The sequence below is a fragment of the Paenibacillus sp. CH40 genome (assembly GCF_024213605.1).
GTDB lineage: Bacteria > Bacillota > Bacilli > Paenibacillales > Paenibacillaceae > Paenibacillus > Paenibacillus polymyxa_B.
The window spans coordinates 20,292-41,612 of sequence record NZ_JANAVQ010000015.1 but is presented as its reverse complement, the minus strand read 5'-3'; the positions used below and the strand labels follow the sequence as shown (position 1 = coordinate 41,612).

Below are 21,321 nucleotides of genomic sequence, written 5' to 3'. Positions count from 1 at the left end.
TCGATAGGTCCGTCTACCACTATTGAGTCAAGGAGGTGTCATCCATGGCAAAAAAGGTAATTAAAATGGTAAAACTGCAGATTCCTGCAGGGAAAGCTAATCCAGCGCCTCCAGTAGGTCCAGCTTTGGGTCAAGCAGGTGTCAACATCATGGCATTCTGTAAAGAGTTCAATGCTCGTACTGCTGATCAAGCAGGCCTGATTATTCCGGTTGAAATTTCGGTATTTGAGGATCGTTCTTTTACGTTCATCACCAAAACTCCACCGGCTGCTGTTCTGTTGAAAGTTGCTGCTAAAATCGAAAAAGGTTCCGGTGAACCGAATAAAACGAAAGTTGCAACTGTAAATCGCGCTGCTGTTCGTCAAATTGCAGAGCAAAAAATGCCTGACCTTAACGCAGCTTCCGTAGAATCGGCAATGCGTATGGTTGAAGGTACTGCTCGCAGCATGGGTATCACCATCGTAGATTAATTTTATTAATCTACGTGTGCCGGCAGTTTGACTGTCCGGCAAGTGTGGGAGGAATATCCGCTAATACCACATAAGGAGGAAAACATTATGGCTAAACATGGTAAGAAGTACCTGGAAGCTGCTAAGCTGATTGACAGCGAAGCAACTTACGAGCCTTTAGAAGCCGTTGAACTGGTGAAAAAGGCTGCGACTGCTAAATTCGACGAAACCGTTGAAGCAGCAGTTCGTCTGGGCGTAGATTCCCGTAAACAAGACCAGGCTGTTCGTGGTGTTGTTGTCCTGCCGCATGGTACGGGTAAAACACAACGCGTTCTGGTATTTGCAAAAGGTGACAAAGTGAAAGAAGCGGAAGCGGCTGGCGCTGATTTTGTTGGCGATCAAGATATGATCAACAAAATCCAACAAGGCTGGTTCGAATTCGACGTCTGCGTTGCGACACCTGATATGATGAGTGAGGTTGGTAAACTGGGTCGTTTGCTCGGTGGTAAAGGTTTGATGCCTAACCCTAAAGCAGGCACAGTTACTTTCGACGTTGCCAAGGCTGTTCAAGAAATTAAAGCCGGTAAAATCGAATACCGTCTCGACAAAGCCGGTCAAATTCACGCGCCAATCGGCAAAGCTTCCTTCAGTGCTGAACAGCTGAACGAGAATCTTAAAGCCTTGGTTGAAGCCTTGAACCGTGCGAAGCCAGCGGCTGCTAAAGGTGTATACCTGAAAAACATCGCTATTTCTTCGACTATGGGACCAAGTGCACGTGTGAACGCATCTGTTTATAGATAATATTTTGATTGACATGTTCAATCCAATTTGTTATTCTATAAAAGTTGTGAGTCCTTGTGACTGACCATTAAAGTTGAATATGCTTACCGTAGACAGTAGGTGCCTTTGGGCTTAATTTCCTACCGAGGTGTTATGATAGAACGTTTCATGTGACGGGCTTGTCCCGTCCATGTAGATTTATCAAGCCTTCGTACTCTACGGAGGCTTTTTTCATGCTTATGAAAGCAAGCTTTGTAAGATCACCAGAGTGGGTGCTTCGAACAAAGCGGATAAATTGATCAGGAGGTGTACAGTTTGGCAAATGCAAAGGTGATTCAAGCAAAACAAGAAGCTGTTGAAGTTGTAGCTGCAAAATTGCGCGAGAGCGTAACGACTGTGGTTGCAGACTATCGCGGTCTGAATGTTGCCCAAGTAACTGAGCTGCGTAAGCAGCTTCGCGAAGCCGGAATCGAATTTCAAGTGCTGAAAAACACACTGCTCCGCCGTGCAACTGCGGCAGCAGAATTGACTGAACTGGACGCAGTATTGACAGGTCCTACTGCAATCGCGTTCGGCAAAGATGATGCAGTGTCTGCAGCTAAAATCTTGAACGATTTCGCTAAGAAGAACAATGCACTGGAACTGAAAGGTGCAGTTGTAGAAGGTCGCGTTATCGGTGTTGAGGAAATCAAAGCACTGGCAGAACTGCCATCCCGCGAAGGTCTCCTTTCCATGCTCCTCAGCGTGCTTCAAGCTCCTGTGCGCAACTTCGCGCTTGCAGTTAAAGCTGTTGCAGAAAAAGAAGAGCAAAGCGCATAAGTTAGGGATTAAACCTGCTGTATAGCAGTTGAGAACAAAAAAATACGAATTTAAATGGAGGTTCAACCATGAGTAAAGAGCAAATCTTGGAAGCAATTAAAGGTATGTCCGTATTGGAACTGAACGATCTCGTGAAAGCAATCGAAGAAGAATTCGGCGTAACTGCAGCAGCTCCAGTAGCTGTAGCAGGTGGCGCAGCAGGTGGCGCAGCTGAAGCTGAGCAATCCGAGTTCGACGTAATCTTGACAAGCGCTGGCGCTTCCAAAATCAACGTTATCAAAGCAGTTCGCGAAATCACAGGTCTTGGCCTGAAAGAAGCAAAAGAACTGGTTGACAACGCTCCAAAACCACTGAAAGAAAAAATCGCTAAAGAAGAAGCTGAATCCATTAAAGCAAAATTGGAAGAAGCAGGCGCTTCTGTAGAAGTAAAATAATTGACTGCTTTCTAGCAGACAATGGACTAAAACAAACCCCTTGAGGTGATCTTCAAGGGGTTTGTTGCTGTAAAACGGTAGTACCAGCATGTCTGAAAGGTTATTGTAAAGGCTATGATGGTAGTACAACCGAAAGAGGTGGGCATGAATGGCTGATCATTATTACTCCAAGCGGCCAGAGACGGCGCATGAACGACGGAGCCTGGAAACAGTGCTGCGGGGGCGGTCATACCGTTTTGCCAGCGATTCAGGCGTTTTTTCGAAGCAGGGAATTGATTACGGGAGTCGTGTGCTGATTGAAGCGATGCAGCTTCCTGCACAAGCCTCGGTATTGGATGTAGGATGCGGTTACGGCCCGATTGGTCTGGCGGCAGCCGCGCTTGTCCCAGAGGGACACGTTACAATGGTTGATATTAATGAGCGAGCCGTTCAACTTGCGATAGAGAATGCGGAACGTAATGGGGTTAAGAATGTCACCATTAAGCAAAGCGATTTGTTTGCGGAAGTGAAGGATGAACGCTTTGACGTGATCTTGACGAATCCTCCTATACGTGCAGGAAAAGAAACAGTGCATACCATTTTTGAGCTTGCTTATGAGCATTTAAACGAAGGTGGAGCTTTGTGGGTAGTTATTCAGAAAAAGCAGGGGGCCCCTTCGGCGAGTGCTAAGATAGAGAGCCTTTTCGGTCATGTAGAGGAAGTTACAAAGGATAAAGGTTATCGAATTTTGAAGGCTGAAAAAAGTTTTTAAGAAAATGCAATAGGACCATTGACTTGAATCCTGGTCTGTGATATTATTATAAAATGTCAGTATTAGGATGCCCTCCATGGCTTTAGTTTGTTGAAATGTCAATAGATTTATGCGTAGTAGGTATAGTATTTATCTCTATTACGTATAATACAACCATTTTGGGCAAATCTACAAGTGATGAAGATCTTCCGGTAAGAGGATTCTGCAGATACGGTGCTCTTTTTTCGAATGCATTCGAGTAAGGGCTTTTCTGTATTTGTAAGATTGAATCTTCTGTATGTGTCTTATTATAAGGTCACAAACAGAGGTTCGCAATGTATTTTTAAAGTGAGTAGACATGAGGGGTGAGTTTAAGTTGGCAGGACATCTTGTTCAATATGGTCGACGCACTCGGCGCAGTTATGCACGTATTAATGAGGTACTCGAGGTTCCGAACCTGATTGAGATCCAACAAAAATCCTATGATTGGTTTTTGGAGGAAGGATTACGGGAAATGTTTCGGGATATTTCGCCAATTCAGGATTTCACTGGAAATCTGATTTTGGAGTTTATCGACTATTCTCTCGGAGAACCCAAATATACCGTTGACGACGCAAAGGAACGCGACGTTACGTATGCAGCACCGCTTCGGGTAAAAGTCCGGCTTATTAATAAAGAAACCGGCGAAGTGAAAGAGCAGGAAGTATTCATGGGAGACTTCCCGCTGATGACTGAAACGGGTACGTTTATTATTAACGGTGCGGAACGGGTTATTGTCAGCCAGTTGGTTCGCTCTCCCAGCGTCTATTTCAGCACAAAAGTCGACAAGAATGCGAAAACAACATACACCGCAACGGTAATTCCTAACCGGGGGGCTTGGCTCGAACTGGAGATGGATGCGAAGGATATTATCTATGTCCGGATTGACCGTACCCGTAAAATTCCGGTTACGGTGTTGCTGCGTGCGCTTGGCTTTGGCACTGATGCTGAGATTCTGGATTTGCTCGGCAATGACGAATATATCCGCAACACACTTGATAAAGACAACACGGATTCCACCGAGAAAGCGCTGATCGAAATTTATGAGCGTCTTCGTCCGGGTGAGCCACCTACACTGGATAACGCAAAGAGCTTGTTAGTTGCGCGCTTCTTTGATCCAAAACGTTATGATCTGGCCAACGTAGGCCGTTACAAAATCAATAAAAAGCTTCACATCAAAAACCGTCTGTTCAATCAGCGGCTTGCTGAGACTTTGATTGATACAACAACTGGTGAAATCATCGCTGAAGCTGGTCAAATGGTGGATCGCCGCCTGTTGGACGAGATTTTGGCCCAGCTCGAGGAATCAGTAGGACATCGTACGTATCATGTTGCTAGTGGTGTGTTAGAAAGTAATGATATTCCACTTCAGACGATCGATGTATTCTCACCAATTGAGGACGGTAAAGTAGTCAAACTGATTGCTAACGGAAATATTGATAAATCGGTTAAGAATATTACGCCTGCCGATATTATTTCCTCCATCAGTTATTTTATTAACTTGCTTCACGGAATCGGAAGTACGGACGATATTGACCATTTGGGTAACCGTCGTTTGCGTTCTGTAGGTGAGTTGCTCCAAAACCAGTTCCGTATCGGTTTGTCCCGTATGGAACGCGTAGTGCGCGAAAGAATGTCGATTCAGGATGCTAATGTAATTACGCCACAGGCATTGATTAACATACGTCCAGTAATTGCTTCGATTAAAGAGTTCTTTGGTAGCTCGCAGCTGTCTCAGTTTATGGATCAGACGAATCCGCTTGCTGAATTAACGCACAAACGTCGTCTGTCCGCACTCGGACCCGGCGGTTTGACGCGCGAACGCGCGGGCATGGAAGTGCGTGACGTCCATCCGAGTCACTACGGCCGTATGTGTCCTATCGAGACACCAGAGGGACCAAACATTGGTTTGATCAACTCTTTGTCCACTTTTGCACGCATTAACGAGTATGGATTTATCGAAGCTCCTTATCGTTGGGTAGATCCAAAAACCGGAAAAGTTACAGACCAGATTGATTACCTGACTGCTGATGAAGAAGATAACTACATTGTAGCTCAGGCGAATGCGGAATTGACGGAGGAAAACACCTTTAAGGATGAGGTTGTCATTGTCCGTTATAACAAACAGTCTGATAACATTATTCCGATGGCTAGTAGCCGTGTCGATTACATGGACGTATCGCCTAAACAGGTCGTATCGGTCGCGACTGCACTGATTCCGTTCTTGGAGAATGATGACTCTAACCGCGCATTGATGGGTTCCAACATGCAGCGTCAGGCTGTCCCGCTTCTGATTCCGAAGTCTCCATTGGTCGGAACAGGAATGGAGCACAAGTCTGCAAAAGATTCCGGTGTTTGCGTTGTATCCAAATACAACGGAGTTATCGAACGTTCTTCGGCTAACGAAATTTGGTTGCGTCGTATCGAAACTGTAGATGGCGCTGAAGTGAAGGGCGACATTGTTAAGTATAAATTACACAAATTTATGCGATCTAACCAAGGAACTTGCATCAACCAACGTCCGATTGTGAACAGAGGAGATATTGTCAAAGTTGGCGATATTCTTGCGGATGGTCCATCTACAGAGATGGGTGAGTTGGCGTTGGGACGTAACGTTGTCGTTGCCTTCATGACTTGGGAAGGTTACAACTACGAGGATGCGATCTTGCTGAGTGAGAAACTGGTTAAGGAAGATGTATACACCTCAATCCATATTGAGGAATACGAATCCGAGGCTCGTGACACGAAGCTTGGACCTGAAGAAATCACTCGCGACATTCCAAATGTCGGTGAAGAAGCGCTTCGCAACTTGGATGAGCGTGGAATCATACGTATTGGTGCTGAAATTGGCGCAGGTGACATTCTCGTTGGTAAAGTAACACCTAAAGGTGTGACTGAATTGACAGCTGAAGAACGTCTCTTACACGCAATCTTTGGTGAGAAGGCACGCGAGGTTCGCGATACTTCTTTGAGAGTTCCTCACGGAACAGACGGGATTGTTGTAGATGTAAAGGTATTTACACGTGAAAATGGCGATGAACTGCCACCAGGTGTAAATCAGTTGGTTCGAGTATATATTGCTCAAAAACGTAAAATCTCCGAAGGCGATAAAATGGCTGGACGTCACGGTAACAAGGGTGTCGTTGCCCGTATTCTGCCTGAAGAAGATATGCCGTTCCTGCCGGATGGCACACCAGTACAGGTCGTTCTGAACCCGCTGGGCGTACCTTCACGGATGAACATCGGACAGGTGCTTGAAGTCCATCTGGGTATGGCTGCAATGCGTCTTGGTATTCATGTGGCAACTCCAGTATTCGATGGTGCCAAGGAATATGACGTATTCGATACAATGGAAGAGGCAGGCATGCAGCGTAATGGTAAGACTGTGTTGTATGACGGACGTACGGGTGATCGTTTTGAACGTGAAGTTACTGTCGGTGTCATGCACATGATCAAACTGGCGCACATGGTCGATGATAAAATCCATGCTCGTTCTACAGGTCCTTACTCTCTCGTTACGCAACAACCATTGGGTGGTAAAGCTCAATTCGGTGGACAGCGCTTCGGAGAGATGGAAGTATGGGCATTGGAAGCCTACGGCGCAGCGTACACGCTTCAGGAAATTTTGACTGTGAAATCTGATGATGTGGTTGGACGTGTTAAAACTTACGAATCCATTGTCAAAGGTGAAAATGTACCTGAACCGGGTGTTCCAGAATCATTTAAGGTCTTGATCAAAGAGCTGCAAAGCTTGGGTATGGACGTGAAGATTCTGTCTGAAGACGAACAAGAGATCGAAATGAGAGAGCTTGATGATGAGGATGACACAACCGGCGATAAGCTGAGTTTGAATCTGGAAGGCTCTGAGGTTGGCGTAGAGTAGTTTGACTGCTGACTGACTCATATCAGCTTTGTTATATACCTTGATCCATTCTAGGATGGATCAGGTTTCTTGATACCGCCCGGTGCTGCTGGGCGGTATCAAACCTAAAAACTCAGGATTTAGTTAAGGAGGGTTGCTCCTTGTTGGACGTTAACAATTTCGAATATATGAAAATCGGGCTTGCTTCCCCCGAAAAGATTCGTTCTTGGTCCCGCGGAGAAGTCAAAAAACCGGAGACGATTAACTATCGTACGCTTAAACCGGAAAAAGAAGGACTATTTTGCGAGAAAATTTTCGGACCTACGAAAGACTGGGAATGTCATTGCGGTAAGTACAAACGTGTACGCTATAAAGGTGTTGTCTGTGACCGTTGTGGAGTAGAAGTTACTCGCGCTAAGGTTCGCCGTGAGCGTATGGGTCATATTGAGTTGGCTGCTCCTGTATCGCACATTTGGTACTTTAAAGGCATTCCAAGTCGTATGGGTCTTGCTCTTGATATGTCTCCAAGATCTCTGGAAGAGATCATTTACTTCGCATCTTATGTTGTAACCGATCCAGGAGATACGCCTTTGGAGAAAAAGCAACTCCTGTCCGAGAAAGAATACCGTAGCTACCGTGAGAAATACGGCTATGGCTTCCAGGCAGGTATGGGTGCTGAAGCGGTTAAAAAGCTTCTTCAAGATTTGGATATAGACAAAGAGTTAGAATTCTTGAAAGAAGAGCTACGTACAGCTCAAGGACAACGTCGTAACCGTGCGATCAAACGCCTTGAAGTTATTGAGGCATTCCGTAACTCCGGCAACCAACCGGATTGGATGATCATGGACGTACTTCCTGTTATTCCTCCTGAGCTTCGTCCGATGGTACAGTTGGATGGTGGTCGTTTCGCTACCTCTGACCTTAACGACTTGTATCGTCGTGTTATTAACCGTAATAACCGTCTGAAACGGTTGTTAGATCTAGGTGCGCCAGATATTATCGTGCAAAATGAAAAACGGATGTTGCAGGAAGCTGTTGACGCCTTGATTGATAATGGTCGTCGTGGTCGTCCTGTTACAGGTCCAGGTAACCGTCCTTTGAAATCCCTCAGCCACATGCTGAAAGGTAAACAAGGACGTTTCCGTCAGAACTTGCTCGGAAAACGTGTTGACTACTCTGGTCGTTCCGTTATCGTTGTAGGCCCGTACTTGAAAATGTATCAATGCGGTTTGCCAAAAGAAATGGCACTGGAACTGTTCAAACCTTTTGTTATGAAGGAACTGGTGAACAAAGGTTTGGCGCACAATATCAAGAGCGCGAAGCGTAAAGTAGAGCGTGTGAGTGCAGAAGTATGGGATGTGCTGGAAGAAGTAATCAAGGAGCATCCAGTTCTTCTGAACCGTGCCCCTACGCTGCATAGACTCGGTATCCAGGCGTTCGAACCGATTTTGGTTGAAGGCCGTGCGATTCGTCTGCATCCGCTCGTATGTACTGCATATAATGCCGACTTTGACGGTGACCAAATGGCTGTTCACGTTCCGTTGTCTGCGGAAGCCCAAGCTGAAGCTCGTTTGCTTATGCTAGCATCCGGCAACATTTTGAATCCGAAAGACGGCAAGCCAGTTGTTACACCTTCCCAGGATATGGTTCTTGGTTCTTTCTATCTGACTATGGATAACAAAGAAGAAGAAGGAAGCAATATGATCCTTCGCAACATGAATGAAGCTATATCGGCCTACCAACGTGGTACAGCAGGACTTCATGCTCGTGTAGCTATTCCGGTTAAAGCTTTGAATAAAACGAGCTTTACGGAAAAACAACAGGAAGCGATGTTGATCACAACGGTTGGTAAAATTATCTTTAATGAAATTTTCCCGGCAAGCTTCCCGTACATCAATGATGCTACCCGTGCGAACCTGCTTTATGGTACTGCGGAGGAGTTCTTTGTTTACGAGAAGGGTGTAAATCTTACAGAAGCCATTCAAAACGCTCCGCAAGCTAGCGGGGTAGGCAAGGATTACCTTGGTAATATCATTGCCCGTTGTTTTGAGACTTACCATACAACAGAAACAGCTGTAATTCTGGATAAAATCAAGCAGCTTGGCTTTACGTATTCCACTCGTGCAGGGGTAACCGTTGCTGTATCGGACGTAATCGTGCCGGTGGAAAAACAAGAGATTCTTAAGGGATCCGAAGACAAAGCGCAAGTTGTAACGAATCAGTACCGTCGTGGTCTGATTACGAATGAAGAACGCTATGACCGGATTATCGATATTTGGTCTAAAGCCAAAGATGATATTACCGAAGTATTGATGAAGTCCATGGATCGCTACAACTCCATCATGATGATGGTGGACTCCAAAGCGCGGGGTAACAAATCACAGATTACTCAGCTCGGCGGTATGCGTGGTCTGATGGCCAATCCATCCGGACGTATTATCGAACTCCCAATCAAATCAAACTTCCGTGAAGGTCTGACAGTACTCGAGTACTTCATCTCCACTCACGGAGCGCGTAAAGGTTTGGCGGATACAGCCCTTCGTACGGCTGACTCTGGTTACCTGACTCGTCGTCTCGTAGATGTGGCGCAGGATGTTATCGTGCGCGAAGAAGACTGCGGAACGGATAAAGGCTTCACAGTAAGTCGTATCCAGGACGGTAAAGAAGTAATTGAGGATCTCTATGACCGTCTAGAAGGTCGCTATTGCTTTGAAACTGTACGTCATCCTGAGACTGGCGAGATTTTGGCTAGACGTAACGAATTGATTGACTCCGACAAAGCTGAAGCGATTGTTAAAGCTGGTGTACACAAAGTTCAGATTCGTTCTGTATTAAGTTGCCGTGCTAAACATGGCGTCTGCAAGAAATGTTACGGTCGCAATCTGGCTACTGGTAAACACGTTGAGATTGGTGAAGCAGTTGGTATCATCGCTGCACAATCCATCGGTGAGCCAGGAACACAGCTTACTATGCGTACGTTCCACACAGGCGGCGTAGCGGGTGACGATATTACACAAGGTTTGCCTCGTATCCAGGAGCTTTTTGAAGCACGTAATCCTAAAGGTCAGGCAACTATTAGTGAAATTGACGGTACAGTTAAAGAAGTTCGTGAAGGTAAAGACCGCCGTGAGATCGACATTCAGGGTGAAGCCGAAACGAAAACATACTCAGTAACGTATGGTTCCCGCCTGCGCGTAAGCGAAGGTATGACTGTTGAAGCTGGGGACGAACTGACGGATGGTTCGATTGATCCTAAAGAAATGCTACGTATTAAAGGTATTCGCGGGGTACAGAACTATATCCTTCAGGAAGTTCAACGCGTATACCGGAACCAGGGCGTAGAAATCAACGACAAGCACGTAGAAGTTATGATTCGTCAAATGTTGCGTAAAATCCGTATCATTGATGCGGGCGACACGATCTTACTTCCAGGCTCCTTTGTTGATGTCCATGAGTATGAAAATGCAAACAAGATAGCGATTCTCAGCGGCCAAGAACCAGCGGTAGCCAAGCCGGTACTGCTCGGTATTACCAAGGCATCTCTGGAAACTGACTCCTTCTTGTCAGCAGCATCCTTCCAGGAAACTACTCGTGTCCTGACTGATGCAGCTATTAAAGGCAAGGTCGATCAGTTGCTTGGACTGAAAGAGAACGTAATTATTGGTAAATTGATTCCTGCGGGAACAGGTATGAACCGTTACCGTAGCGTGAAATTTGCCCAACCGGAAGAGGGGCAGTCTCCATCTGAGGAGCTCGAACCAATTTCGGCCGAGTAATATGAAAATGGTATGCTTGCCGGAACACCGTAGACATAAGCTTTGCATAAAAGCTACAGCAGACGGTGCTCCGGTGCTTTTCAAAAATGAATCGTACTATTCTGTTTAAATGAATTATAGTTTATAATTGTCTTGACATTACTTATAGTCAATGCTAATATAGCAAAGGTGCGTGAGCAGCCTATATGCTATTGGGTCTTTTCGGAGGAATGAGATATGTCTAAAGAACAAGGACTGCAAGATGCTCATGTCAAAATCGGTACCAAACAAACCATTCGTATGGTAGAATTGGGCTTTGCCTCAGAAGTATATGTGGCAGAAGACGCAGATCAGCGTCTCACTTCCAACATCATTGCTTTGTGCAACAAGCAAGGAGTCAAAGTGACTCTCGTAGACACAATGAAAAATCTCGGAGCTGCATGTGGGATTGAAGTGGGAGCCGCAATGGCTGCTATCGTAAAACAATAGGGTAAGGAACGTTTTTGTCTAAGGAATTGTTATTCTTGGCGGCAAAGACTTTTCATTTGTTCTTTTATGAACCGCCTGGGTCTGTGGGCTTAGATAAGGTTTGTAAAGTAACAGCAAAAATTGAGGAAGGGGGTGGCAACCAACATGCCAACTATTAACCAACTGGTTCGTAAAGGACGTCAAGCCAAAATCGAGAAATCGAAATCACCGGCTTTGCAAAAAGGTTTTAATGCCTTGAAACGTGAAGCTACCGACATCAGTGCCCCGCAAAAACGCGGAGTGTGCACTCGTGTAGGTACTATGACTCCGAAAAAACCAAACTCCGCACTTCGTAAATATGCTCGTGTTCGCTTGACGAACCGTGTAGAGGTGACTGCTTACATTCCAGGTATTGGACATAACCTTCAAGAACACAGCGTAGTGCTGATTCGCGGCGGTCGTGTAAAAGACCTTCCGGGTGTGCGTTACCACATCGTTCGCGGTGCTTTGGATACTGCAGGCGTAAACAACCGCATGCAAGCTCGTTCCAAATACGGCGCAAAACGCCCTAAAGCTAAAAAATCCTAATGAATATAAACCGCGTATGTCGGTTTAACATGTAAGAAAGGGGGATATCCATGCCACGCAAAGGTCCAGTTACCAAAAGAGACGTGTTGCCAGATCCGGTATACAACAGCAAGTTGGTTACCCGCTTGATCAACCGCATCATGCTCGACGGAAAACGAGGCGTTGCTCAAAGCATTCTGTACAATGCGTTCAAGCTTATCCAAGAACGTACGGGGAATGACCCGATGGAAGTTTTTGAAGCAGCTATCAAGAATATCATGCCAGTCCTGGAAGTTAAAGCACGCCGTGTCGGCGGTGCCAACTACCAAGTACCAATCGAGGTAAAACCAGAAAGACGTACGTCCCTGGGATTACGTTGGCTCGTAAACTACTCCCGCAACCGCGGTGAGAAAACCATGGAAGAGCGTTTGGCGGCTGAAATTATTGATGCTTCCAACAACACAGGCGCTTCCGTGAAAAAACGTGAAGACACGCACAAAATGGCTGAAGCGAACAAAGCGTTTGCTCACTATCGTTGGTAGGATTCAGCTCAAAAAAATAACTTCAATTTTGAAGGGAGACCCATTTCATGGCAAGAGAGTTCTCCTTGAAAAATACACGTAATATCGGGATCATGGCTCATATTGACGCGGGTAAAACCACAACAACAGAGCGGATCTTGTTCTACACAGGCCGTACGCACAAAATCGGTGAAGTTCACGAAGGCGCTGCGACAATGGACTGGATGGAACAAGAACAAGAGCGCGGAATCACGATTACTTCCGCTGCGACGACCGCTGCCTGGAAAGGTCACCGCGTCAATATCATCGACACCCCGGGGCACGTTGACTTCACTGTTGAAGTTGAACGTTCCCTTCGTGTATTGGACGGAGCAGTTGGTGTTTTCAGTGCGAAAGAAGGCGTTGAGCCTCAGTCCGAAACCGTATGGAGACAGGCTGATCGCTACGGCGTTCCACGGATCGCATATGTAAACAAAATGGATATCATTGGTGCCGACTTCCTGAATGTTGTCTCTGACATGCGTGATCGCCTTCAAGCGAACGCAGTTGCGATTCAATTGCCAATCGGCGCAGAAAATGATTTTACTGGTATTATCGATATCGTTGAACAAAAAGCTCATATGTACAAAGATGATCTTGGTCAAGATATCGAAGAAGTAGAAGTTCCTGCGGAATTCAAAGATCAAGTTGAAGAACTTCGTAATGAATTGATCGAGAAGGTTGCTGAACTGGACGAAGAATTGACAATGAAATACCTGGAAGGCGAAGAAATTTCGGTTGCCGAAATTAAAGCCGCTCTCCGTAAAGGTGTTGTAGAAGTTAAAATCTTCCCAGTTATCTGTGGATCTTCTTACCGCAATAAAGGTGTTCAGCTGATGTTGGATGCTGTTCTCGACTATTTGCCGGCTCCTATTGATGTGCCAAGTATTCAAGGACATTTGGAAGACGGTACGGAAGTTGAACGTCACTCTTCCGATGAAGAGCCATTCTCCGCATTAGCATTCAAAATCATGACGGATCCTTACGTTGGTAAGTTGACATTCTTCCGCGTATACTCCGGTGTTCTTCAATCCGGTTCTTACGTATTGAATGCAACAAAAGGTAAACGCGAACGTATCGGACGTATTCTTCAAATGCATGCGAACAGTCGTCAAGAAATCACTGTAGTTTACTCTGGTGATATTGCGGCTGCCGTAGGTTTGAAAGATACAGGTACAGGTGATACACTGTGTGATGAGAAGAGTCCTGTTATTCTCGAGTCCATGAACTTCCCTGATCCGGTTATCGAAATCGCGGTTGAGCCTAAAACCAAAGCTGACCAAGATAAAATGTCTGTAGCTCTCGGTAAGTTGACTGAAGAGGATCCAACTCTTCGTGCTCATACTAACGAAGAAACAGGTCAAACCATCTTGGCGGGTATGGGTGAGCTTCACTTGGACATCATCATTGACCGTATGCGTCGTGAGTTCAAGGTAGAAACAAATGTGGGTAAACCACAGGTTGCTTACCGTGAAACGTTCCGTGCTCCAGCACGTGTCGAAGGTAAATTCGTTCGTCAGTCCGGTGGTCGTGGTCAATATGGTCACGTATGGGTTGAGTTCGAACCGCTCGAGCCAGGTACTGGTAGTCAATTCGAAAGTAAGGTAGTCGGCGGCTCTGTTCCTAGAGAGTACATCGCTCCTGCTCTTGCTGGTATTGAGGAACAAATGAAAAACGGCGTTATCGCAGGCTTCCCGCTTGTGGACGTTAAAGCTACAATCGTGGACGGATCATACCATGATGTCGATTCCAATGAAATGGCATTTAAAATTGCCGGATCAATGGCGCTGAAAGCAGCGAAAGACAAATGTAAACCAGTATTGCTCGAGCCGATTATGAAAGTTGAAGTAACGGTTCCTGAGGAATATATGGGTGACGTAATGGGTATGTTGAACTCCCGTCGTGGTCGGATTGAAGGTATGGATTCCCGCAGTGGAGCTCAAATCATTCGTGCGAAGGTGCCTTTGTCCGAAATGTTCGGATACTCGACTACACTTCGCTCCGGTACACAAGGACGCGGCGTGTTCTCCATGGAACTCTCTCATTATGAAGAAGTACCGAAGAGCATTGCTGAAGAGATCGTTGCCAAAACCAAAGGCGGCGAGTAATACAATGTATCAGCTGACCGGTATGCTTAAGGTTTTACCAAAAAGACATCCGGCAGCCTAAAATAAAACAAGTTATTGAGGAGGAATTGTTCAAATGGCAAAGGCTAAGTTTGAACGTAACAAACCGCACGTTAATATCGGTACTATTGGTCACGTCGATCATGGTAAAACTACTTTGACTGCTGCAATCACAACTGTATTGTCCAAAACTTACGGTGGTGCTGCTGTAGCATTCGATCAAATCGATAAAGCTCCAGAAGAGCGCGAACGCGGTATCACAATCTCCACTGCACACGTGGAATATGAAACACCTAACCGTCACTATGCACACGTTGACTGCCCAGGTCACGCCGACTATGTTAAAAACATGATCACTGGCGCTGCACAAATGGACGGAGCGATCCTGGTTGTATCCGCAGCTGACGGCCCAATGCCGCAAACTCGTGAGCACATCCTGTTGTCCCGCCAAGTTGGTGTTCCTTACATCGTTGTATTCCTGAACAAATGCGACATGGTTGAAGACGAAGAGTTGCTGGAATTGGTTGAAATGGAAGTTCGCGACTTGCTGAGCGAGTATGACTTCCCAGGCGACGACACTCCAATCACTCGCGGTTCCGCTCGTGAAGCACTGCAAAACCCAGATGGCGACTGGGCTAAGAAAATCGTTGAAATGTTCGAAACAATCGACACTTACATCCCAACTCCAGAACGCGACACTGACAAGCCTTTCCTTATGCCTGTCGAGGACGTATTCTCCATCACTGGTCGTGGTACAGTTGCTACAGGCCGTGTAGAGCGTGGTACAGTTAAAGTGGGCGACGAAATCGAAATCATCGGTATTCAAGAAGAATCTCGTAAATCCGTAGTAACAGGCGTAGAAATGTTCCGTAAATTGCTTGATTCCGCTCAAGCTGGTGACAACATCGGCGCACTGCTTCGCGGTGTAGATCGTGCACAAATCGAGCGTGGTCAAGTATTGGCTAAACCAGGTTCTGTTAACCCACATACAGAATTTTCTGCTCAAATCTACGTTTTGACTAAAGAAGAAGGCGGACGTCACAAACCTTTCTTCACTGGTTACCGTCCACAGTTCTACTTCCGTACAACTGACGTAACTGGTATCATTACTTTGCCAGAAGGTTCTGAAATGGTAATGCCTGGTGACAACATCACGGTTACTGTTCAACTGATCAACCCGATCGCTATCGAAGAAGGAACTAAGTTCTCTATTCGTGAAGGTGGACGTACAGTTGGCGCTGGTGCCGTAGCAACAATCTCCAAATAAGAAGGCTTTAGCCTTTAAATAGAGTAACAGTGTACTGGAACGAGTAACGTTGTATTGGAACGAAGCTAAACGAGCCCCTGCCCTGGTGCGGGGGCTTTTCTCTTGGGAAAAATCGCGAGCTGCGAGCACAACTGCATCTTTTGAAAATAAGGTGCATTGTTTTTTCGTTTTTGCTTGCAATAGGCAGAACTATTCGATATAATAACTAATGTTGTTTGTGACTGTGCGATGATGTGAGAGGTTACTGACACACCCGGCCCCTTTGCCATGGGAGGGCTGTCGGAAAATTTTCACGGAGTATGTCCGATACCAAATTGGGCGATAGAAGGAGGGACTAAAATGGCAAAGCAAAAAATTCGTATTCGTTTGAAAGCTTACGATCATAGAATTCTTGATCAATCCGCTGAGAAAATTGTTGAAACAGCTAAACGTTCGGGCGCAGGTGTATCCGGGCCAATTCCGCTGCCAACTGAAAAACAAATCATTACTATTCTCCGTGCGGTACACAAGTACAAGGATTCTCGGGAACAGTTCGAAATGCGCACACACAAGCGTTTGATCGACATTGTTAACCCGACTCCACAAACTGTGGATGCCTTGATGCGCTTGGACCTGCCGTCCGGTGTAGATATCGAAATTAAATTGTAATATGTAATTAGGAAAAGAAATGAGGTGTCAACATGAAAGGTATCTTAGGAAAAAAACTCGGAATGACTCAAGTGTTTACCCCTGAAGGTAACGTACTTGCTGTTACGGTTATCGAAGCAGGTCCTTGTGTTGTTCTGCAAAAGAAAGATCTGGAAAACGATGGATACGAAGCTATCCAACTCGGTTTCTCTGATAAGAAAGAAAAAAGATCCAACAAACCTGAAGCAGGACATGCGAAAAAAGCAAATACTGCACCTAAGCGCTACGTTCGTGAACTTCGTGGCATCGACCTTGCTGCGTACGAGGTTGGCCAAGAACTGAAGGCTGATGTCTTCACAGAAGGCGAGTTCGTTGACGTAACAGGTATTTCTAAAGGTAAAGGTTTTGCCGGCGTTATCAAACGTTGGGGACAAAGCCGCGGACCAATGGCACACGGATCGCGTTACCACAGAGGTCCAGGTTCTATGGGTTCCATTCAAGCTAACCGCGTTCCTAAAGGTAAACACCTTCCAGGACACATGGGGCATGAAACGGTGACGATCCAACGTCTTGAAGTTGTTAAGATCGATACAGAACGTAATGTATTGCTCGTGAAAGGTTCCATTCCAGGACCTAAAAATAGCTTCGTTAAAGTATTAGAAACGGTGAAAAAATAAACAACTGAAGAAAGGAGGAACACGAAATGCCAAAAGTAGCACTATTTAATATTAGCGGCAGCCAAGTTGGTGAAATTGAATTGAACGACGCAGTGTTCGGTATCGAGCCGAATAAGCACGTTCTTCATGACGCTGTTGTTATGCAATTGGCTTCCCTGCGTCAAGGTACTCACAAAGTAAAAGGACGTTCTGAAGTACGTGGTGGCGGACGTAAACCTTGGAAACAAAAAGGTACTGGCCGCGCTCGTCAAGGTTCGATTCGTGCACCGCAATGGGTTGGTGGCGGTACTGTATTCGGTCCGACTCCACGCAGCTATGCTTACAAATTGCCTAAAAAAGTTCGTCGTCTGGCGATCAAATCGGCGTTGTCATCCAAAGTGATTGAGAATGAAATTATCGTATTGGACGCTCTTACACTGAACGGACCTAAAACGAAAGAATTCGCAGCCATTTTGAATAACCTTAAAGCTGATCGTAAAGCATTGATCGTAGCTCCTAGCTATGATGATAATGTAGCACTGTCCGCTCGTAATATTCCTGGTGTGAAGTTTGTAGCCGCAGACGGCATTAATGTTCTTGATGTGCTCGGACACGACAAACTGATCATTACGAAGGAAGCAGTTCAGAAGGTAGAGGAGGTGCTCGCGTAATGAAGGATCCTCGTGATATTATCAAACGTCCGGTTATCACCGAACGTACGGCTGGTATGATGAATGACTTGAAATACGTTTTCGAGGTTGACATTCGTTCTAACAAAGTCGAAGTTAAAAAAGCAATCGAAGCCATTTTTAACGTGAAAGTAAGTAACGTAAATACGCTTCGTGTTCCAGCAAAACCAAAACGCTACGGACGTCATTCCGGCTATACGAGCGAGTGGAAAAAAGCGTTCGTAACGCTGAGCAAAGACAGTAAGCCGCTTGAGTTTTTTGAAACGGTATAATTGAAACTGTAAAGTAAGGAGGGAAACTCAGTGCCAATTAAAAAGTATAAACCAACGTCCCCGGCCAGACGTGCTATGTCTGTATCTACTTTCGAGGAGATTACAACTAATCAGCCCGAGAAATCGTTGCTGGCACCTCTGAGCAAGCAAGCTGGACGCAATAACCAAGGTAAAATTACAGTTCGTCATCAAGGCGGCGGACACAAACGTAAATACCGTATTATTGACTTCAAACGTAACAAAGATGGAATACCGGGCCGCGTTGCTACGATCGAATATGATCCAAACCGTACGTCCAACATCGCACTTATCCACTATGTGGATGGTGAAAAACGTTACATCATCGCTCCTAAAGGTCTGAAAGTAGGAGACGAAGTGGTATCCGGTGCAGGTTCCGATATCAAAATCGGTAACTCCTTGCCGTTGGAAAACATTCCAGTAGGTACGGTTATCCACAACATCGAATTGAAACCGGGTAAAGGTGGCCAACTCGTTCGCGCCGCTGGTACGGAAGCCCAACTTCTTGGTAAAGAAGAAAAGTATGTTACAATTCGTTTGACTTCTGGTGAAGTTCGCCGCATTCTGAAAGTTTGCCGCGCTACAATCGGTTCTGTAGGTAACGAAGACCACGAACTGGTGAAAATCGGTAAAGCTGGTCGTAGTCGCTGGTTGGGACAACGTCCTGAAGTTCGCGGTGTTGTAATGAACCCTAACGATCACCCACACGGTGGTGGTGAAGGTCGCGCTCCAATCGGACGTAAATCTCCAATGTCTCCATGGGGTAAACCAACCCTTGGTTACAAGACGCGTAAAAAAGGTAAAGCATCTGATAAGTACATCGTTCGTCGTCGTACTAAGTAATAAAACGTGCGCTTAAGTCGCACGTTAACATATTAAGGAACGACTACGTTTTAACGAAGGGAGGATTCATAAATGGGTCGCAGTCTCAAAAAAGGACCATTCATTGATGGTTACCTGTTGAAAAAAGTAGAGGTTTTGAACGAGTCGGACAAAAAAGTGGTAATCAAAACTTGGTCCCGTCGCTCTACGATTTTCCCACAATTTATCGGACATACGTTTGGTGTATACGATGGTCGTAAACACGTGCCAGTATACGTAACGGAAGATATGGTCGGACACAAATTGGGCGAATTTGCTCCAACACGTACGTACAAAGGCCATACGGATGACGATAAGAAAACAAGAAGATAATCAACACAGCGTAGTGTTTGAGAGGAGGTAAACTCAATGGAAGCAAAAGCACATGCTAAGTCCGTACGGATTTCTGCTCGCAAAGTGAAACTTGTTATCGATTTGATTCGCGGTAAGCAGGTTGGTGAGGCGATCGCAATTCTTCGTCACACTCCAAAGTCCGCTTCTCCAGTCGTTGAGAAATTGTTGAATTCTGCGATTGCAAATGCAGATCACAACTACTCTTTGGACGTAAATAAATTGGTAGTATCCCAGGTTTTTGTAAACCAAGGTCCTACAATGAAACGATTCCGCCCGCGTGCAATGGGTCGTGCAAGTCGCATCAACAAACGCACCAGTCATATTACTCTGGTGGTATCTGAAAAATAAGGAGGGAAAACGTGTGGGCCAAAAGGTAAATCCCGTCGGACTCCGAATCGGTATTATCCGTGATTGGGAATCCAAATGGTATGCAGGCAAAGATTTCGGTGATCTTTTGCTGGAAGACGTTAGAATTCGTGAACATCTGAAAAAAAGATTGAAAGACTCCGCTGTATCCCGTGTTGAAATCGAGAGAGCAGCTAACCGTGTCAACGTAACGATTCACACTGCGAAACCAGGTATGGTTATCGGTAAGGGTGGTTCCGAAGTTGAAAATCTGCGTAATGAAATTACTAAAATCGCAGGCGGTAAAAAGGTACACATCAATATTTCTGAAATTAAAAATCCTGAACTGGATGCAATTCTGGTTGCTGAAAGCATTGCACAACAATTGGAACGTCGTGTTTCTTTCCGTCGTGCTTTGAAACAAGCAATTCAAAGAACTATGCGTTCCGGAGCAAAAGGAATTAAAACTCAAGTAGGCGGACGTCTTGGCGGTGCCGAAATCGCTCGTTCCGAAGGGTACAGCGAAGGAACAGTTCCACTGCATACGCTTCGTGCCGACATTGACTATGGTACAGCGGAAGCTCATACTACTTACGGTCGTCTTGGCGTAAAAGTATGGATCTATCGTGGAGAGGTTCTTCCTCCAGCTAAGAAACAAGCTCCTCAGGAAGGAGGCAACTAATCATGTTGGTACCAAAACGCGTAAAACATCGTAAACAACAACGTGGTCATATGAAGGGTCGTGCAAAAGGCGGTACTACACTGAACTTTGGTGAGTACGGTTTGCAAGCTACCGAACCTGCATGGATTACTAACCGTCAAATCGAAGCTGCTCGTATTGCGATGACTCGTTACATCAAACGTGGTGGTAAGGTTTGGATTAAAATTTTCCCTGACAAACCAATTACTCAGAAGCCTCTTGAGGTTCGTATGGGTAGTGGTAAAGGTAACGTAGAAAAATGGGTTGCAGTAGTGAAACCAGGCAAGATTATGTTCGAACTTGCTGGTGTTCCGGAAGAGATTGCTCGTGAAGCAATGCGTCTTGCCGCTCACAAACTGCCAATCAAAACTAAGTTTGTGAAACGTGAAGAATTGGGTGGTGAAGCAAATGAAGGCTAGTGAATTCCGCAACCTAACCACTGCTGAAATCGAACAAAAGATCTCCGGTTTTAAAGAAGAACTTTTCAACCTTCGTTTTCAACTCGCTACCGGTCAGCTTGATAACCCGACTCGGATCGGCGCTGTGCGTAAGGAAATTGCTCGTGCTAAAACTGTGATCCGTGAAAGAGAACTTGGGATTAGCTAAGATATCAGACCGGGTGGAAAATCCGCCTGTAATTAGGAAGGAGGCCAACAATGAGCGAACGTAATGCCCGTAAAGTATTAGTCGGTAAAGTAGTCAGCGACAAAATGGATAAAACGATTGTGATTGCTGTAGAAACTTACAAAAAACATGATCTCTACCATAAACGCATTAAAGTAACTAAGAAATTCAAAGCTCATGATGAAAACAACACCGCACAAATTGGTGATACTGTTAAAATCATGGAAACTCGCCCTTTGTCCAAAGACAAAAACTGGAGACTGGTCGAAATCGTTGAAAAAGCTGTTATAATCTAATGTAGTGTAGTTTTTCCGAAAGG

General features: G+C 45.6%; 23 protein-coding genes and 1 other annotated feature. All 23 genes read left to right on the top strand.

Annotated features, from left to right (window positions below; genetic code table 11):
- Positions 1 to 44 precede the first annotated feature (44 nt).
- The gene (gene rplK / locus NLX73_RS24350; RefSeq protein WP_007432595.1) at positions 45 to 470 is read left to right on the top strand and encodes a 50S ribosomal protein L11; all 426 of its coding nucleotides are present in this window, start codon (positions 45 to 47) and stop codon (positions 468 to 470) included.
- A gap of 87 nt (positions 471 to 557) precedes the next feature.
- The gene (rplA, locus tag NLX73_RS24345) at positions 558 to 1,250 is read left to right on the top strand and encodes a 50S ribosomal protein L1 (RefSeq protein ID WP_013312169.1); all 693 of its coding nucleotides are present in this window, start codon (positions 558 to 560) and stop codon (positions 1,248 to 1,250) included.
- A gap of 68 nt (positions 1,251 to 1,318) precedes the next feature.
- Positions 1,319 to 1,470: a sequence feature (ribosomal protein L10 leader region), on the top strand.
- Positions 1,471 to 1,544: 74 nt separating this feature from the next.
- Positions 1,545 to 2,048, top strand: coding sequence for a 50S ribosomal protein L10 (rplJ, locus tag NLX73_RS24340; protein WP_013312168.1), 504 nt, complete (start codon positions 1,545 to 1,547; stop codon positions 2,046 to 2,048).
- Positions 2,049 to 2,116: 68 nt separating this feature from the next.
- Complete coding sequence (rplL, locus tag NLX73_RS24335) at positions 2,117 to 2,482, top strand: 50S ribosomal protein L7/L12 (RefSeq protein ID WP_010348819.1); 366 nt, start codon at positions 2,117 to 2,119, stop codon at positions 2,480 to 2,482.
- Positions 2,483 to 2,630: 148 nt separating this feature from the next.
- Complete coding sequence (locus NLX73_RS24330; protein ID WP_061831395.1) at positions 2,631 to 3,233, top strand: class I SAM-dependent methyltransferase; 603 nt, start codon at positions 2,631 to 2,633, stop codon at positions 3,231 to 3,233.
- A gap of 355 nt (positions 3,234 to 3,588) precedes the next feature.
- On the top strand, positions 3,589 to 7,134 hold the full coding sequence (rpoB, locus tag NLX73_RS24325; protein ID WP_061831396.1) for a DNA-directed RNA polymerase subunit beta: 3,546 nt from the start codon (positions 3,589 to 3,591) through the stop codon (positions 7,132 to 7,134).
- A gap of 140 nt (positions 7,135 to 7,274) precedes the next feature.
- Positions 7,275 to 10,889 carry a DNA-directed RNA polymerase subunit beta' gene (rpoC, locus tag NLX73_RS24320; RefSeq protein WP_029514492.1) on the top strand — a complete coding sequence of 1,205 codons (3,615 nt, stop codon included), beginning with the start codon at positions 7,275 to 7,277 and terminating at the stop codon, positions 10,887 to 10,889.
- Positions 10,890 to 11,105: 216 nt separating this feature from the next.
- Positions 11,106 to 11,357 (top strand): ribosomal L7Ae/L30e/S12e/Gadd45 family protein, encoded by a 252-nt coding sequence (locus NLX73_RS24315; RefSeq protein ID WP_007432588.1) that lies wholly within the window; start codon positions 11,106 to 11,108, stop codon positions 11,355 to 11,357.
- A gap of 144 nt (positions 11,358 to 11,501) precedes the next feature.
- On the top strand, positions 11,502 to 11,924 hold the full coding sequence (gene rpsL / locus NLX73_RS24310) for a 30S ribosomal protein S12 (protein ID WP_007432587.1): 423 nt from the start codon (positions 11,502 to 11,504) through the stop codon (positions 11,922 to 11,924).
- A gap of 50 nt (positions 11,925 to 11,974) precedes the next feature.
- Positions 11,975 to 12,445 (top strand): 30S ribosomal protein S7, encoded by a 471-nt coding sequence (rpsG, locus tag NLX73_RS24305; RefSeq protein WP_007432586.1) that lies wholly within the window; start codon positions 11,975 to 11,977, stop codon positions 12,443 to 12,445.
- A 47-nt stretch (positions 12,446 to 12,492) separates the two neighbouring features.
- The gene (fusA, locus tag NLX73_RS24300) at positions 12,493 to 14,571 is read left to right on the top strand and encodes an elongation factor G (RefSeq protein ID WP_029514491.1); all 2,079 of its coding nucleotides are present in this window, start codon (positions 12,493 to 12,495) and stop codon (positions 14,569 to 14,571) included.
- A 94-nt stretch (positions 14,572 to 14,665) separates the two neighbouring features.
- Positions 14,666 to 15,856: an elongation factor Tu gene (tuf, locus tag NLX73_RS24295; protein WP_023990558.1), complete on the top strand. Its 1,191-nt coding sequence runs from the start codon at positions 14,666 to 14,668 to the stop codon at positions 15,854 to 15,856.
- A gap of 339 nt (positions 15,857 to 16,195) precedes the next feature.
- A complete protein-coding gene (gene rpsJ / locus NLX73_RS24290) occupies positions 16,196 to 16,504 on the top strand; it encodes a 30S ribosomal protein S10 (RefSeq protein WP_005544556.1) in 309 nt (102 codons plus the stop codon).
- A gap of 32 nt (positions 16,505 to 16,536) precedes the next feature.
- Positions 16,537 to 17,160, top strand: a complete 624-nt coding sequence (gene rplC / locus NLX73_RS24285; RefSeq protein WP_013312161.1) for a 50S ribosomal protein L3 — start codon at positions 16,537 to 16,539, stop codon at positions 17,158 to 17,160.
- 26 nt (positions 17,161 to 17,186) lie between these two features.
- Complete coding sequence (rplD, locus tag NLX73_RS24280) at positions 17,187 to 17,810, top strand: 50S ribosomal protein L4 (RefSeq protein ID WP_013312160.1); 624 nt, start codon at positions 17,187 to 17,189, stop codon at positions 17,808 to 17,810.
- On the top strand, positions 17,810 to 18,100 hold the full coding sequence (gene rplW / locus NLX73_RS24275) for a 50S ribosomal protein L23 (RefSeq protein ID WP_013312159.1): 291 nt from the start codon (positions 17,810 to 17,812) through the stop codon (positions 18,098 to 18,100). Before rplD ends, rplW begins: the two co-directional genes overlap by 1 nt.
- Positions 18,101 to 18,130: 30 nt before the next feature.
- The gene (gene rplB, locus NLX73_RS24270; protein WP_013312158.1) at positions 18,131 to 18,961 is read left to right on the top strand and encodes a 50S ribosomal protein L2; all 831 of its coding nucleotides are present in this window, start codon (positions 18,131 to 18,133) and stop codon (positions 18,959 to 18,961) included.
- A 72-nt stretch (positions 18,962 to 19,033) separates the two neighbouring features.
- On the top strand, positions 19,034 to 19,312 hold the full coding sequence (gene rpsS / locus NLX73_RS24265) for a 30S ribosomal protein S19 (RefSeq protein ID WP_007432579.1): 279 nt from the start codon (positions 19,034 to 19,036) through the stop codon (positions 19,310 to 19,312).
- A 36-nt stretch (positions 19,313 to 19,348) separates the two neighbouring features.
- A complete protein-coding gene (rplV, locus tag NLX73_RS24260; protein ID WP_013312157.1) occupies positions 19,349 to 19,681 on the top strand; it encodes a 50S ribosomal protein L22 in 333 nt (110 codons plus the stop codon).
- 13 nt (positions 19,682 to 19,694) lie between these two features.
- Positions 19,695 to 20,360 (top strand): 30S ribosomal protein S3, encoded by a 666-nt coding sequence (rpsC, locus tag NLX73_RS24255; protein WP_013312156.1) that lies wholly within the window; start codon positions 19,695 to 19,697, stop codon positions 20,358 to 20,360.
- 2 nt (positions 20,361 to 20,362) lie between these two features.
- A complete protein-coding gene (gene rplP / locus NLX73_RS24250) occupies positions 20,363 to 20,797 on the top strand; it encodes a 50S ribosomal protein L16 (protein WP_007432576.1) in 435 nt (144 codons plus the stop codon).
- Positions 20,787 to 20,984 carry a 50S ribosomal protein L29 gene (gene rpmC / locus NLX73_RS24245; protein ID WP_007432575.1) on the top strand — a complete coding sequence of 66 codons (198 nt, stop codon included), beginning with the start codon at positions 20,787 to 20,789 and terminating at the stop codon, positions 20,982 to 20,984. Before rplP ends, rpmC begins: the two co-directional genes overlap by 11 nt.
- Before the next feature lie 50 nt (positions 20,985 to 21,034).
- Positions 21,035 to 21,298: a 30S ribosomal protein S17 gene (rpsQ, locus tag NLX73_RS24240; protein ID WP_007432574.1), complete on the top strand. Its 264-nt coding sequence runs from the start codon at positions 21,035 to 21,037 to the stop codon at positions 21,296 to 21,298.
- Positions 21,299 to 21,321 lie beyond the last annotated feature (23 nt).

What these genes read in the sequence shown, in the direction of transcription:
- rplP (WP_007432576.1), top strand. Translation starts at nt 20,363, where the DNA reads ATGTTGGTACCAAAACGCGTAAAACATCGTAAACAACAACGTGGTCAT.
- rplC (WP_013312161.1), top strand. Translation starts at nt 16,537, where the DNA reads ATGAAAGGTATCTTAGGAAAAAAACTCGGAATGACTCAAGTGTTTACC.
- rpsL (WP_007432587.1), top strand. Translation starts at nt 11,502, where the DNA reads ATGCCAACTATTAACCAACTGGTTCGTAAAGGACGTCAAGCCAAAATC.
- rplV (WP_013312157.1), top strand. Translation starts at nt 19,349, where the DNA reads ATGGAAGCAAAAGCACATGCTAAGTCCGTACGGATTTCTGCTCGCAAA.
- rpsS (WP_007432579.1), top strand. Translation starts at nt 19,034, where the DNA reads ATGGGTCGCAGTCTCAAAAAAGGACCATTCATTGATGGTTACCTGTTG.
- fusA (WP_029514491.1), top strand. Translation starts at nt 12,493, where the DNA reads ATGGCAAGAGAGTTCTCCTTGAAAAATACACGTAATATCGGGATCATG.
- tuf (WP_023990558.1), top strand. Translation starts at nt 14,666, where the DNA reads ATGGCAAAGGCTAAGTTTGAACGTAACAAACCGCACGTTAATATCGGT.
- NLX73_RS24330 (WP_061831395.1), top strand. Translation starts at nt 2,631, where the DNA reads ATGGCTGATCATTATTACTCCAAGCGGCCAGAGACGGCGCATGAACGA.
- rpsJ (WP_005544556.1), top strand. Translation starts at nt 16,196, where the DNA reads ATGGCAAAGCAAAAAATTCGTATTCGTTTGAAAGCTTACGATCATAGA.
- NLX73_RS24315 (WP_007432588.1), top strand. Translation starts at nt 11,106, where the DNA reads ATGTCTAAAGAACAAGGACTGCAAGATGCTCATGTCAAAATCGGTACC.
- rplL (WP_010348819.1), top strand. Translation starts at nt 2,117, where the DNA reads ATGAGTAAAGAGCAAATCTTGGAAGCAATTAAAGGTATGTCCGTATTG.
- rpsG (WP_007432586.1), top strand. Translation starts at nt 11,975, where the DNA reads ATGCCACGCAAAGGTCCAGTTACCAAAAGAGACGTGTTGCCAGATCCG.
- rplW (WP_013312159.1), top strand. Translation starts at nt 17,810, where the DNA reads ATGAAGGATCCTCGTGATATTATCAAACGTCCGGTTATCACCGAACGT.
- rplA (WP_013312169.1), top strand. Translation starts at nt 558, where the DNA reads ATGGCTAAACATGGTAAGAAGTACCTGGAAGCTGCTAAGCTGATTGAC.
- rplK (WP_007432595.1), top strand. Translation starts at nt 45, where the DNA reads ATGGCAAAAAAGGTAATTAAAATGGTAAAACTGCAGATTCCTGCAGGG.
- rpsQ (WP_007432574.1), top strand. Translation starts at nt 21,035, where the DNA reads ATGAGCGAACGTAATGCCCGTAAAGTATTAGTCGGTAAAGTAGTCAGC.
- rplD (WP_013312160.1), top strand. Translation starts at nt 17,187, where the DNA reads ATGCCAAAAGTAGCACTATTTAATATTAGCGGCAGCCAAGTTGGTGAA.
- rpmC (WP_007432575.1), top strand. Translation starts at nt 20,787, where the DNA reads ATGAAGGCTAGTGAATTCCGCAACCTAACCACTGCTGAAATCGAACAA.